The organism is Pseudoalteromonas sp. NZS127_1 (genome assembly GCF_015864295.1).
Taxonomy (GTDB): domain Bacteria; phylum Pseudomonadota; class Gammaproteobacteria; order Enterobacterales; family Alteromonadaceae; genus Pseudoalteromonas; species Pseudoalteromonas arctica.
Genome location: NZ_JADYXO010000001.1, coordinates 556,496 through 572,195 on the forward strand (window position 1 = coordinate 556,496; position 15,700 = coordinate 572,195).

7 protein-coding genes are annotated in these 15,700 nt (G+C 38.1%); 2 read left to right on the forward strand and 5 right to left on the reverse strand.

What is annotated here, in order from left to right; translation table 11 throughout:
• Positions 1 to 11: 11 nt before the first annotated feature.
• Genes I6F50_RS02340 through I6F50_RS02350 form a run of 3 tightly spaced genes read right to left on the reverse strand, consistent with a single transcriptional unit; the run spans position 12 to position 3,634 of the window.
• Positions 12 to 1,094, reverse strand: a complete 1,083-nt coding sequence (locus I6F50_RS02340) for a glycosyl hydrolase (protein ID WP_165727475.1) — start codon at positions 1,092 to 1,094, stop codon at positions 12 to 14.
• A gap of 9 nt (positions 1,095 to 1,103) precedes the next feature.
• On the reverse strand, positions 1,104 to 2,042 hold the full coding sequence (locus I6F50_RS02345; protein ID WP_197139639.1) for a sugar kinase: 939 nt from the start codon (positions 2,040 to 2,042) through the stop codon (positions 1,104 to 1,106).
• A complete protein-coding gene (locus I6F50_RS02350; RefSeq protein WP_197175230.1) occupies positions 2,039 to 3,634 on the reverse strand; it encodes an MFS transporter in 1,596 nt (531 codons plus the stop codon). Before I6F50_RS02350 ends, I6F50_RS02345 begins: the two co-directional genes overlap by 4 nt.
• Before the next feature lie 326 nt (positions 3,635 to 3,960).
• Between I6F50_RS02350 and I6F50_RS02355 the strand changes: the two genes are divergently transcribed.
• A complete protein-coding gene (locus tag I6F50_RS02355; protein ID WP_197119164.1) occupies positions 3,961 to 6,300 on the forward strand; it encodes an agarase in 2,340 nt (779 codons plus the stop codon).
• Positions 6,301 to 6,471: 171 nt separating this feature from the next.
• Positions 6,472 to 7,086: a GntR family transcriptional regulator gene (locus I6F50_RS02360; RefSeq protein ID WP_149605600.1), complete on the forward strand. Its 615-nt coding sequence runs from the start codon at positions 6,472 to 6,474 to the stop codon at positions 7,084 to 7,086.
• Between the two features lie 291 nt (positions 7,087 to 7,377).
• Here I6F50_RS02360 and pbpC read toward each other — a convergent pair whose 3' ends face one another.
• Positions 7,378 to 9,768, reverse strand: coding sequence for a penicillin-binding protein 1C (pbpC, locus tag I6F50_RS02365; RefSeq protein ID WP_197175231.1), 2,391 nt, complete (start codon positions 9,766 to 9,768; stop codon positions 7,378 to 7,380).
• Positions 9,749 to 15,673 (reverse strand): alpha-2-macroglobulin, encoded by a 5,925-nt coding sequence (locus I6F50_RS02370; protein WP_197175233.1) that lies wholly within the window; start codon positions 15,671 to 15,673, stop codon positions 9,749 to 9,751. The genes pbpC and I6F50_RS02370 overlap by 20 nt, the downstream gene beginning before the upstream one ends.
• Between the last annotated feature and the right edge of the window lie 27 nt (positions 15,674 to 15,700).

A 15,700-nucleotide genomic window follows, 5' to 3' on the forward strand; every position in this document is an offset into this window, starting at 1 on the left:
CTTTACTTTCCCTAGTTACTGTTTTGAAAGGTACCGGCGTCGAGCACTTGCTTACGAGGAGTAAACCGACAAATATAGTTCCAGTTCCAACTGGCATCGTATTTATGGCACAATCCCCAGCTAATTCCAGGTGCTGGATTTTGCTCAAACCCTTGTGCAGGCCTATATAAACCAATTGCTTCTGGACCGCCTTTTATATGCGCCATAATTTCAAAATTAATACCGTCCTGAGCAAATTGAATGGTGTTTTTTTCAGGGCCATCGGTTGTTAGCAAACTAGCAATACCCCCTTTATAATTCCAAACAACGACCTCATGACCGCTATTTGAAATAGGGTTATAAGGCGATTTAACATAAGGACCTAATACATCATCAGCAATAGCAACACCGTGTTTTATTTCACGACCACCAAAGTTCATTCCTTCACCTTGGGTTTCGCCTTTGTAGTACAAGTAAAATTTATTATTAAAAAATACTAAACATGGGTCGTGTACTTTATGACTATCAAAACTACCTTTAGCTGTTACTGCAAAACGACTGTCTTCATCACCAAGCCATTTACCATCTTTGCTTGGGCTTACAATCGGTTTTGGTGATTTTATCCACGGCCCAAATGCAGATTCAGAGTGAGCTATTGCAATATGTTCGTACTGACGATTTGTATAAGGTGTTTGTACTGTTTGATAAACCAAATAATAATGACCTTGGTGTTCAAACACTTCAGGCGTAAAAATTGCTCTGTCGTCGTAATCACCTGGTTTACCTGGGCTTACAGCTAAGCCTTGTTCTTGCCATGTAATACTGTCTTTTGAGGTGGCATGCCAAACTTGCGTTAAATCCCATGGAAATACTTTGTCATTCGGATTAGTAGAGTTAAAACCAACCGTTTCCCCCTCACCTTTGGTGTACCAACAATGGTAAACACCATCAATGTATAAAACAGATGAAGGATCGCGACGTATAACCCCTTCTTCATAGGCAAAATCACCCAGCAACGGTTCTATATCAAATTCTGTAAGCCACTGCGGGCCATATTTATCGTAGCCACGCTCTATTGCACGCTTACTTGCTAAACTTAATTTTTTATCAGACATGTTAATTCCTTACTTACCTAGGCTTATATTTAGCGACTGGTATACGTCAAGAGGTAAAATAGCGCCTTGATGCTGCACAACTTGTGAGGCAACACTGTCAGCCATTTCTAATGCATTTTGAGGGTTTTGTGCGCACATTCTGGCGGCTAAGTAGGTTCCGGCAAATGAGTCACCTGCCGCTGTACTATCAACTTGCTTTGCAGCGGGTGTAAACGGACATGACGCTTTAAGGTCATCTTTGCAATAAACCTGCATCCCGGCACTACCAGCTTTAATAACAATTTCGTCGATATCAAATTGTGTACAGTACTGAACAATCTCTGCAATGCTTGAATGACCGAATAACACACGGTGATCATCAAGACCTGGTAAAACTACATTACTAAGCGCATAAGCACGCTCTAGCCATTCAATAGCGTGGCTTTTTGATTGCCACATACGCGCGCGATAATTAGGGTCGAACGCAATTGTGCAGCCTTGTTTTTTAAGATCAGCTAATAATGTGAGTAAACCTTGTTTAGATTCATCATCTAAAATACCTAAACTAATGCCACTGAAAAACACCCAGTCTGATTCTTTCAAACCTAAATTAAATGGCTTTTGAGTATATAAACTCATCATATGCTTCGCTGCTGATTGATTACGCCAATAATCAAAGCTTCGCTCACCATCAGCATCCGTTGAAATAGCGTAAATACCCACGTTATAGTCTGCTGTTGTAATCACGTTTTGCGTGCTAATACCTTCTTGTTGCCAACATTTGAGCATATTGGCACTCAGTACGTCGCTACCTACAGCTGTAAATAGCGCGCAATTTAGTGTGTTAGCAAAACGCTTTGCATACACAAGAGCATTGTAAGTATCGCCCGCAAATGACTGCTTGCATTCGCTAATACCTGTTGGTACTAGCTCAACCATACATTCGCCAATAGCAAGTAAAGTACTCACACACCCTCCTTTACTTTTTTAGTGTGTAGGCCTTCTAGGTAGACTTCAATTTCTTCTATCGATTTATTTTTAGTCTCTGGCATAAACTTAAATAACAATGCAAAGCCGGCTACACCCGATACGGTATAAAGTAAAAAGATGTTTGCAGCGCCTAAATTACTTAGCTGCCATGGGAAAAACTGCTGAACAAAATAGCTAATTACACTGGCAATAAATGCAAAGGTAGGAATGGCCACACCTCGAATACGAGTCGGGAATATTTCAGAAAATATCACCCACATAATTGGCCCAATCGAAAAGTGAAAGGCTGCAATAAAGCCCGCTATACCAAATGATATAAGTGGCGCGTTTATAGTTGCTGCGCGTGAAATTAAATCGCTTTCAAATAATTGCTGTTGCGAAGCTGTAAGTACGCTCGCTAAAGCCTGCTTAAATTCAATATCACTGTGATACACGGTACCAATTATGTGCTCCAGTCCTGTAATAGAGTTTAACGCTGAAAACGAGGTTATATCTTCAGCCGACAAACTATATTCTGCCTGGCTAAAGCCTAAATAACACATAAACAAACTAATTGTTGCAGCTGCTAATCCCCAAATAACAAGGGGTCTGCGCCCTAACTTATCTATCAAAGCAATAGCTACCACAGTAAATACAATACTGACTAAACCAATTAAAACAGCGTTAAAAAAAGCAGCATCAGTGCCGACTCCCAGTTGTTCAAACACCGTTGGAGCATAAAACATTATGGCGTTAATCCCCGTCACTTGCTGCACAATAGCAATAGTAAAAGCAATAATGACAGCTGTGCGAACACGACTTTCGAGTAGCTGTTTAAATGAAGAAAAATACCCACCTGTTTCGCTGTAATCAACCAAGCTCTCTTTAATACTCTTAAGTTGCTCTTGGGCCAATTCAGTATTTTTATTTAAACGATGCAAGATAGTTATAGCGCGTGTTTCGTTGCCTTTCATAACTAACCAACGCGGGCTTTGGGGAATAGTAAATAATAATAAAAACCATAAAATAGCAGGAATAATCTCAACGCCTAGCATCCAGCGCCATAAATTATCTTGTACATTCCACTGTGTTACCCACTCAAAATTACTGTGAGCTAAATCAACAAGTAAGTAGTTAGCAAAATACGCTGCGGATAATCCAACAACAATATTTATTTGAATCATAGACACTAATTTACCACGGTACTTAGACGGTGCAACTTCACCTATATACATAGCAGCGACCGATAAAGACGTGAATGCTAATCCACCTATAAAACGAGCAGTAACTAATAGCTCGTAACTTGGCGCGAAAACCGATGCAATTGCCGACAGTATGTATATAAACGCAATGCCTATTAAGGTATTTTTTCGGCCAAACATATTGCATATGTAACCGGTAATGACTAAAGCAAATAGCACACCAAAACCAGGCGCACTTACTACAGTGCCTATTTGGATGTCAGATAAATTAAATTCTGCAGATACAAAACGAACCGTACCTGAAATAAGAGCAGCGTCTAATCCAAAAATAAAGCCACCAAAGGCGACGATAAATGCAAAGAAAAACACATTACGTTTGCTACCATTCATACTTCTATCCAACTTTGTTGTTATCATTGTGTGTTGCTTTATATAGAGAATAAAGCGAGTGCTAGTGTCAAAACCCAACATTGTTAACAATTAACCATGAGTAATGACTTCGAGACTATTTCAAAATTAACGCACTTGCAACATCTATTTTAAGAAATCATGCTTTAACTTAAACTCTTTTACAATTAACATTAAAAATTAGTTAAACAAAATCAAAAGTTTATTATAAATAACACATAAAAACAAAAATTGCATATTGTCAACAATATTCAATTTGGTTTTTTTGTTGTATGGTATGTTAAATTGTAATTAAAGGTTGAACAGCAATGAAATATAAAAAGAACATACTACTCACATCGCTCTTACTTGCGCTAAGTGCCTGTAACCAACAAGAAATCAAGGTTGAAAAACCAACCAATGAGCCTACAGAGGTTAATTCAGCAGATACATTAATGTATTTATTTGCTGATGCTGCACACACACAGCTAACCCCAGTTCAATACAAAAGTAATGCAGCCACTGTAAAGGCAGAAAACTCTGTATTAGATGTGACATTTCAATCTAAGAAAAATTCGTACGCTAGTATTGTTTTTTCACCGGAAAAACCTTGGGATTGGAGTGAATTTAGTGATTTTAATCTTGCCTTTGAATTGGCAAACCCAGGAACACACTCTGTACAAATTTATTTAGATATCTCCGATATTGACGGTGCTAACTATACGCGTAGCGTTAATGTGCCGGTAGGTGGATACAACACGTATTACGCAAAACTTGACGGCCACGACCTTGCAACGCCCGATGGCAAAGAAAATGTAGAACTTAACTTTACCTCAGGACTTCGTTCAAACCCTGATACATGGGAGTCTGATGAGGTACAGTTTATTTCTATGTGGGGTAAAAAAAATCTTAACTTAAAAGGCATCGCTAAAATAGCAATTAGCGTGCAAAGTACATTGCATGACAAAGAGCTGGCAATAAAATCTATTTCACTTCGTAAAAACCCTCAATTTAATACTGCTTTTTTAACCAAAATTGTTGATGAATTTGGCCAAAATGCCAAACAAGAATTTTCAGGGAAGGTACATTCAGAAGCCGAGCTATTGAGCGACAAAAAACAAGAAGCAGCACAGTTACTTTCTAAACGCCCTACTAATCGCTCACGCTTTGGTGGCTGGGCAGAAGGTCCAAAATTAGAAGCTACTGGTTATTTTAGAACGGCTAAATATAATGATAAATGGTCATTAGTCGACCCTGATGGCTATTTATACCTTGCAACTGGAATTGATATTATTCGTCTTGCAAACTCAACCACACTAACTGGTTACGATTTTGATCAAGCATTATTGGCAAAACCAGCGGATGCAGGGGTAACACCTGAGGATTCAAAAGGGTTAAACCAAGTAAATAAAGAAGCGCTTAAAAGCCGCTTTGTAGCGTCACAAGTGCGTAAAAATTTATTTGAATGGCTACCTGATTATAATGAGCCTCTAGGTAAACATTTTGGCTATCGTAAAAGTGCGCATTCGGGTCCGTTAGAACACGGCGAAACATATAGCTTTTACGCAGCTAATTTAGAACGTAAATATGGTCAAAATAATGCAGATTACATGCAAAAATGGCGAGAAGTGACTCTTGATAGAATGATCACATGGGGCTTTAGCTCACTGGGTAATTGGACTGATCCGAGTTATTACGATAATCAAAAAGTGCCCTACTTTGCCAATGGTTGGATTATAGGTGATTTTAAAACCGTATCAAGCGGAAGCGATTTTTGGGGAGCCATGCCGGATGTATTCGACCCTGAATTTACAGTGCGTGCTAACGAAACCGTTAGTGTTGTTGCAAAAGAAGTTAAAAATTCGCCTTGGGCAGTAGGCGTATTTATTGATAACGAAAAAAGCTTTGGCCGCCCTGATTCCGTTAAAAGCCATTATGGTATTGTTATTAATACCTTAGGCCGTGATGCTAAAACAGTGCCTACTAAAGCTGAATTTTCTCGCTTAATGAAAGAAAAATATACTGATGTCGCTAAACTTAATAAGGTATGGCACTTAAACTTAGCCTCATGGGTTGAGTTTGACAAAGGTGTAACGGTTGATATAAAAAATGAAGAACAACTGAGTGATTTTGCTATTTTACTTACAGCCTATGCCGACAAGTATTTTAGTGTTGTAGATGCTGCTATGGATAAATACCTGCCAAATCATATGTATTTAGGTGCACGTTTTCCGGATTGGGGCATGCCAATCGAAGTGGTTAAAGCATCTGCTAAGTATGTAGATGTAATAAGCTTTAATGCATACAAAGAAGGCTTAAGAGAAGATAAATGGGCATTTTTATCACAATTTGATAAACCAGCAATTATTGGCGAATTTCATATTGGCGCATCTGACTCGGGTTTGTTTCACCCTGGGTTAATACATGCAGCTAACCAGCAAGACAGAGCAAAAATGTATACAGATTACATGAACTCAGTCATCGACAACCCTTACTTTATTGGCGCACATTGGTTTCAATATATCGACTCGCCAATTACTGGTAGAGCCTACGATGGCGAAAACTATAATGTTGGCTTTATTAGCGTTACAGATCGCCCCTATACTGAAATGGTTGAAGCAGCTAAAGCAATGAATGAGTCTATGTATGAACGACGTTTTAAAAAATAATCGTAAATACAGCCATTAATTGTACATTTATTGGTCTATTGTAATGTGTTGACAATAGACCATTCCACTTTTTTTATATACACTGAGATAAGTACATGATCTTGACTAAATTAACAAAGCTTATTAATTAATGTTAGGGTCAGATAAAGTTAATCAAATTTAGGAATAAATATGGCTGGTAACAGAGCAACTAAAATTTTATCTGTAAAAGATCAAATAGCTGAGCAATTACGCTCAGATATAATCTCTGGTGAAATGCCACCACAAACTAAGTTAAATGAAAAAGAGCTGGCAGAGCGATTTGGTCTTTCTCGCGGCCCTATTCGCGATGTAATATTACAGCTTACAAAAGAAGGTTTACTTATTTCTCGCAATAACTGTGGTGCGTCTGTAAATAGTGTTTTAGAGCCTAAATTACAACGCTTAATGATAAAACTTCGCCGTAGTATTGAAGAGTACGCAATCACTGAATTAAACGGTAATTTAACTGATCAAAACATTGCTGAACTAGAAGGCATTTTAGCATCTTTAGAAGACGCGCTCGATAGAGAAGATTATACCGAAGTAACTAAAATTGATATTTCGTTTCATCAGTATTTAATATACCAAGCTGGTGGCGAAGAACTTGTTAATATTTGGTATCCGTACGTAATGCGTATGCGCTTAAACTATAAGCGAATTACTTCAAGTTCTGAATGTGTAAACGAGCACCGCGCTATTCTAGAAGCACTAAAAGCACAAGATAGCGCCGCAGCAGTTAAAGCAGTAAAACATAATATTAAGTAACGTACTTTCGAAGTCATTTTGATACTCCGCTATGTGAACTAGCGGCTATGAAGTCATAAGGGCGTGTTGATCTTTGTAGATTGAAATTTTTTCAATCTAGGAGCCGATTTAATCGCGGCCCGAGATTTGTAGTCTAGTGGGCTACCGAGCAAAAGCTCCGCGTCCAGCTCACGCCCTTACCATCATCCACATCCATGTAGGTAAGAAAGAGTAAATCGCTCTCGTTTATATAAATTTCAGTTATAAAAAACTACCCTTTATTTATTACATTAAATGCATGAACACTCAATATCACTGAACGAGCTTTACACGCATTGAAACTGATGCGCTACGCCCTAAATTATCAACCACTCTTACGTCAAATTCGCCTACTTGCGGGTGCCAGAAAAAAGGCGTATCTCGCTCTACTTTACCTACAAAACTGTTATCTACAAACCAGTATAAAATACGTGAATCTGTATCTGTGGTTGCACTAAAAGGCAGGCTTTCTTGCTTTAATTTACTGGCTCTTATCGTGTAGCTAATTAAGTTACTCGGAGATGTAATAGTCGGTGCTGAGCCTTGTGTACTCGTGTTATTAATTAAGCATGAATCTAAATAAGGTGGAGGCTGGCGTTTAACAATACCTGCTTGCTTAAATAATCTGACTAAGTCAGATGGCCAAAATTCATAAACTGCTTTTGTCGTTGTAAATTCATCATACTGACAAGCACGTAATCCCGACGCTTTATCAATATAAATTTCACGATGTATATCGGACACTTTAATTGGCGACTTACCTGGGATAAAAAGCCCTTTTTCTGTTTTAGGGCAATGCACATTAGGTAAATCACCTGTTGTTGAACAAATATCTACTTCTGTAATATTTAAACCACCTGGTTTTATATTGCCTTTGATTAAGCCGTAACTATCTAATGAACGTATTATTTCAAAAAATAAAGGCGCGGCTGCTTGTCGCCCAATAAAAGATGGGTGCCCTTCTCCTGAAAAATTACCAACCCATGTAGCTAAAACATACGGGCCAACAATACCTACTGACCATGCATCACGAAAAGCAAATGAAGTACCGGTTTTCCAATATACAGGATATGATTGCCTTCTTTCTTTTTGAAATGAGATCTCATCAACTGCACTATTTTTACTTAGCATTTGTAAAGTCAGGTAGGCTGCCTCTGGGCTGATGAGTTGCTTGATATGTTTGTTTGGGTTGTTTGGGCTGTTTGGGTTGTTTTGGTTAATAACAGCGGCGTCTTTTTTTAATATAACTTCATCCTTATACACCCCTAAATTAGCTAACATGGCGTATAACTTAACGAGCTCTAGCATCGTTACTTCACTGCCGCCCAGCGCAAGCGCTAAACCATAAAACTCTTTAGGCTGAAGCTTTTTAACATCGGCAGCAACGAGTAAATCGTATAACCCCACTTTTTGTAAGCGATACATCAAATTAACGGCAGGCACATTACGGCTCAACACGAGCGATTCAGTAGCTGATATAGGGCCTAAAAACTGTTGATCGTAGTTCTCTGGTGTATATCCTCCAAAGCGTTTGGGGGCATCTTTTACAAGCGTTAATGGATGAATTAACCCTTCGTCTATAGCAAGCGCATAAATAAATGGTTTAAGGGTTGAACCTGGCGACCGTTTAGCTCTTACACCATTTACTTGACCGCTAATGTCATTATTAAAAAAATCCACAGAGCCTAATTCAGCAACTACTTCCATAGTTTTATAATTTAGTAAAATAGCAGACGTATTACTAAGCCCGTCTCTTTGCCTACGATTAATATAATTTTTTGCATGGCGCTGAAGTAAGTTTTGTAAATTAAGGTCTATCGACGTTTTATATTCTCCCGGCTTTAGGTGCGGGTACTCGCTTTGTAAATTATTAATAAAATGTGGGGCTTCAAAAGGTAAGTCTGAAGAGGCATATACCTTTATCGGTAATTGCATAGCTGCTAGCCAATGTTTATCCTCTGGATATTTTTCAAGCCAACGAGTAAACAGTTTTTTTCTTGTTTCTAGCAATACCAATTTAGCCGACTTTTTAATGGGATTTCGTTTGGTTGGGTTTTGCGGAATTAAGCTAAGTAATAATGACTCAGGTAAATTAAGATCAATGGCTGGTTTCTTAAAGTAAATTAAACTGGCTGCACCAACACCTTCAATATTTGATCCATAAGGCGCTAAATTAAAATACGCCTCGAGTATTTGGTTTTTACTGTAGTGTCGCTCAATTTGTAACGCTCGAAGTATTTGTTCTACTTTTCCAAAAATAACATGCGTGTTCATCCCAAAGTGCAACCGGGCTACTTGCATTGTTATTGTTGAGGCACCAACTCGGTGACTTCTTTTAATATAGCTAGTATAAAACGCATTTATTAAAGCAATAAAATCGACACCAGTATGCTCATAAAAGTCTTGGTCTTCATACAATAAAGTCGCTTGTTGAACGCTCAAAGGGATTTTATCTATTGGCGTCCATAATCTATATCTATCGTCTGCGGCTAAATTTAAACGAAGTAATTTACCACTGCTATCGTAAAAAGCCGTTGAGTAAGCATTAGGCTGAGTAATATCAGGCTTTGGAGTAAATAAATACAACAGCACTGCAAGCAGTGCTGTTGTAAAAAAAGCCGTTTTTATTATAAAACTAAACTTTTTATTTAGCGGCGGTAACATCAAAACGACCCGATTTTGAGTGCGCTTTAATACTTAAATCATACATAGATTCAGCATAAGCCGATGGCACTACAAAGCTGCCAGATGCAGTAGCCTTAACTTTGTAAGTCAGCTCAGTCATGCTATCGCCAAAGCTGCCATACAATATAACGCGATCCTCTCGTATATCTTTATAGTCAGAGGTCCAGCGGTTATAGCTATTGCGAACGCTGTCTCTGAGCACTTCAAAGCCACCAGGTAGCAAATCAATAACAGCAACATCCGAAATATTTTTACCCGTTGTACTACGCACTCGTAATACAACGTTTAGCTCTTGACCTTGAACAGCGGTGGTTACAATATTACCTTTATCGTCTTGGTATTCTCTGACAACTTCTAAACCATTACTTAATGACTTTTGTGGCACGTTTGTATCAAAACCAGCTTGGCTCATCATGTAAAATGAGCGAGGTGGCGCTAATACATCAAGCGTTTTAACGTCATTTAAAAACGAGGCTTTAGGATAAGGTGCATAAGTTACGTCTAATGCCTTTTTATCTGCCTTTGTCGTTGTTGCCATTATTTTTACATCTTCAGGCTGGGCTTGTGATAACGCAACTTTTGAGTATGCCGTCATAGCAAGTACAGACCAAGCAGACGACAACGTGTTGTAGTCTCCTTTAAAAATAGGGTCAACTACAGTAAACAAATCATCTTTAGTTAACTGCTTTAAGCGAGCAGGAAAATGTTTTGATAACAAATAAATATACTGTCCGTCGTGAGCTAGACGAGAGTCGTAAGCGCCCCAATTATCGTGTTGCGTATTTTGCCCAATTTTATAGCTATTGATCAGTGCTTGCGCTTTATCGCTTGCACGTAATAGCTGATAAGTTGCGCCCATAAACGCGGACGTTATATCTTGCTGCCATATTTTGCTATTACTCGCATTTACGCTTTTTTCTAAATCAGATAAGTAATTAGTTGTTACCTCACCTTGTCGTGTTAGCAAATAAATAGCATAAGCGCGGTTTCTGTCATTCGTCTCTAAAGATCCGCTCGCTATACTGCGCACACCTTCAAAACCACTGTTCCACATATCATAAGGTATTGCGACGCCCGCTTCTTTTGCATCTAATAAAAAATGCATAACATAAAGAGAAGAATAAATAGATGCACTAGAATTACCCGGCCATAACATAAATCTACCATCAGGTAACTGACGTTGACGAAGGGTGTCTATTAAGTTGTTTATACGCTCATGTTTATAAGATACGTCGCCCATATAACTTGGGTGTTCTAAATAACTCAGCACCGGAAACACACTACTCACCACTTGCTCGGTACACATATGAGGAAAGTTATCTAAATAACTAATAAGACCATCAACAAGGGCTAACGGGCTTTGTGAAGCGGTAATATTATTTTGTGCTAAATTAGGATATAGCTGTCTCGAAACCGCTATTTCTTTTTTACCTGATTCACTAAAGCCACTTTCAAAGCTACTAACAAATGCAACCGCAGGGCGTACACTTAACGTAGCCGTACGTTGGCTAACATTGTCTCCCGACAGCGCAGTAAATGTAATTGATGCAGCGCCAAGCTTGTCGAGCACTTTTACTCTAAACGTTAATGTGTCTTCTGATTTTTCATCAATATTTAGCGTTAGTTTTTTATCACTTATTATTTCAATGTTGCTTGAAGCAAGCGCTTCTACCGTAATTGGCAGTTGTTTACCTGAATCCTCAACGCCATTGGCAATACCAAGTACAATATCAAACTCATCGCCTGGTGCCGCTGTCGTTAATATATTAGGGCTTAATACAAAGGGCCCTTTTACAAGTGTTGTACTTTCTTTAACACCAACACCCTCGTCATTTACGGCAATCGCAATTACACGTACCTGACCTACAAAAGTATCTGGGATAGTGAACGTATGTTTTTTCGTTTTAGCATCAGCCGATAAAATACCAGACCAAAATGCGACTGGTTTTTGTACCTTACGAGAAAACGGGTTAAGTTGCTTGCTCTTGCGGTTCATTGCCATTGATTCAGCATAACCACCACCGGCAGCTGCAAGCTCTTGCACTAGTTTAAATTCAGGTAAAATAAGATCAACAATTTGCATAGTGCTAACTTCTAATGCACGTTTTTGTAAGAAGTGATTTAACGGCTTTGGCGTCCGATAATTCGCCACTTGTAAAATACCTTCATCTACAGCAAATAACAAAACACGTGAAGGTGATTTGGCACTATATGAAATGACTAAATCGTCACCTGGTTTTACTTTATCAGGTATGTTTACGTCAAAATCTATTGCGCGTTTACTACGATCAATCGCAAATGGTTTAACTGCGTAGCTTAATGGGCTTGTAAATATTTCTTTCGATTCAAGGCTTCGAACAAATGAAACATTAACATACGCATTGCCTTCTATTCCTTTAGGTAGCGTTATTGTTTGTATGCTACTTGTTGTTTTACTCTCAAACCATTTAAAAGCGTGTACTTTATTGGTTTCAATTGTAATTAAACCCGAGCCAACATAAGGCGCTACAATACTTATTTCAATTGTTTCGCCCGGTTTGTAATCCGGTTTATTTAATTGCACTTGCAGTTCAGCATTTTTTTCAAGCTTACCCGCTATGTTACCCGTACCGGTTACCGTAAACGATACTCTACTGACGGTATTCCCTTTGCCATCAACGAGTTCTACTAAGTAATCACCTGGCTCAGCAGTGGGTAATTCGTAGTCTGCGCCATCTTCTTTAATGTAAAACGGATTGCTTGATACCTGTTTGTTTTTTCTAACCGATTGGTACTTATAAGTGCCGTTATTTTGTTGCACCAACGTAGATACATATTGTTGTTCTATTAAATTTAGCGATAAATCATCACGAGCTACTTGCTCAGTTTCTGAATTAATATTAATAAATTTTACAACACGTTTTGACTCTTTTGATATGTAGCTTAAATCGCCATCGGCTTTATAACCAACTAACTGCTCAACGGGTGAAACAAGCACCGAGCTGCTTGCACGAACACTTTTACCACCGCCTTCTTCATACCCTTGTACTGCAAAATTTAACTGATAAGTACCTGCCTCATAGCGAGTTAAGTCAATATCAAATTCTGCCTTGCCTTGTTCATCAGTTTTGGTTTCGGTTAATGATTCATAACTGTGTCTAATATTTTTTCCTTCACTGTGGGGATCAGAAAACACATAACCTTTGTATTCATTAAAGTAAAAACCAGCTGGAGATAAACGTAAATCAGCAGTAACACGTCTATTTTGAGCGGGTGTACCAAATAAATTTTGAAGGCTCACCAATGCTTTAAATTTTGAGCTGTTTACCCACCCCTTTGCAGATGACTGAGAAAATTGACTGCTGATTTTCAATCTATCGGGTACAAACTCTTCAACTTTAAACTCAGTACTGCCTAATTGGTCGCGGCTATTATTATTTTTAATAAGCTGGACCGATACATAATACGTTCCAGTGTTGGCGCTATTTTGTGTTTTAAAGTCAAAATCAAGCAATCCGTACTTATCCAAGCTCACACGTTTATTATAAACAGTTGCCCCTTTAGGATCGGTAATTATAAGTTCAAGCGGTATATCGCCCAGTTTTGTAAAGTTTTGTTGCTTAACAATCGTGGCAAGTTTAACGCTATCGCCTGGTCGATAAATTCCACGGTCAGAAAAAACAAACGCATCTATTTTATTACTACCACTGAGCCCAGAACTTACACCGCCGGTATCAAACCGAGAGTAGTTAACCATTCGGGCATAGCGATTATAAGGAATAAAAGACATGTCACTTTTAGTTTCTACTACAAAAGCAATGGGAGTTTGATCATCAGTAAACCACTTTGTGTTGTCGAAAAATGCGTGCCCCTCAGAATCTGTTTTAGTATTTAAAATAACTAATCCGTTTTTACCCAATAACGACACCTTCGCTTTTGCTACCGGTTTTCCTGTTTCAATAGATTGGACAAATATATCGCGAGATCCATCTGCATTATTTTTTACCAAAATACCTAAATCAGTAATAAGGATAAGTCGTTTTTCTTGGGGTCCATATACGTAATTATCTTTTGTATTTAACGCTTGAGCATTTATAAAAAATAAGCCTAAACCAACTGACTCATTATACTTACTACTCAAATCAATAGATGAATAGACCGCTTTTTTAGGGTGCTCCGATTTTAAATTAACTTGTCTGGTAAAAATTGAACTTATGTTTTCTTCTGTAAAGTAATAATTATTAAATTCTGGATTAGAAATATCACCACTGGTTTGACTTATAAGGTGGTTAATTTGATTGGCTTCTACCCTACCTACTTTAACTTGAAGTGCGTTTACACCACGGGTCAAAAATGACAATTTATGGTCACCATTTTTTGATAATATAGACCCTTTAGACATAATATTTACTTGTGTCGGATACGCCGGCGTATCTAAAATAGTGTCGTATTTATTCACCATTGTAAATTCACCCGTCGACTTTAATCCCTTATCAATCGCGATATAAACTTGCTGGTTTTGAGGGGCGTCAAACGTAAAACTGTGTAACTTAGTTGTATCTTGCGCGGTAGGAATCGCATTTAACTTAACTTTTTGAGATTGCTTAAGCACTGCATCAGTAACCTCTCGTGGACTACCGAAGTACTTATAATTACCTTTTGAATCTTTAGTCGGTAATACGTAAGCAATCGTTTTACTAATCACATCTTGCGATGAAATATCGTCTGTGAAGTCTAAAACAAGTGTTTGTTCGGGCTCCCCTTGCGTATTTTTTACCATCAACACATTGGCAGTATTTACTCTAAAAAAGCTATTTACACTTGGGATCAACACAGCGTCTTTAATCTCTACTGTTGTTTTAGAAGGACCCATAACCGGCTTTACACCGCTATTAAGCACAAAATACAGATAGCTTTCGGTATCTTGAATACGTATTTGCTCTGAAGTAATGTAAATCTCTCGTTGATGTTTGTCGTAAGTAACATCAAATTTATATTGCGCGAGTTCGTTTTTGCCATCTTGATCAAGTGATTGAGTCAGCTTTAAATTATTTTTTATGGTGCTTATATCTGTTGGGTGAGTCGCTTTTAATGTTGCAACCACCTTGTGACTTTTTTTAACGTTAGGATCTTGATAAAAAGCGAGCGAGCTAAGTGTTAGTTCAAAATCGGGAGTTTTAAATACATGCTCATTATCGCTTAGGTGTATATCGCTTTTAAAAATAGATGAATCAAAACGTACTGTATATTCTTGCCCTGCTGACCAATCTTGTTTTGGGATAAATTTAAGCTGGCTTTCACTATTCCAAGACCACTGTCCAATTAGCTCTGGCGTGACTTTAATACCTTTGGGGATCACTTTACCAACAAGCGCAAGCTTTGCGACAGAGTAAGACACTGCATCCGTATTCTCTACATCATTTAAAACAGGAGTAAAATCAATATAAAGCGGTTCAGGGTTTAAAACATCAGATAAAGTGGTAACAGCAGGTGTAGAGTGAGTTGCTTTGTAATTAATTGGCTGTGGTAAGGAAAGGAAAAAACAATAGCCTGCTATAATTAATATCAGCATTAGCACGGCGCTAAAAAATGCTGTTTTGCGCTCTTTAGCAAACCTAAGCACATTATTTATAGCAGTAATTAACCATTTCGGTTTATGCCAAATAATGACACCAAATACATTTAAAATAACAAAAAATGTGGTCAGTAAAACCCACACACTGCCAACTGTTTTTTCGGTTACATTTACGTTGCCAAGTAAGCTTGCAACCAAACCAAACAAGCCCGTTCCTATGGCTGAAAAAACAATACTCATAAATAAGCTCGCTATTTTGGGAGCAAGTTTACTTTGTTTAAGATTAACCTCTTTTGGGTTAGCCTCTTTTGAATCGGTTTTTGTATTCACGTTCAAAATCCTTTTTCTTTATACTGC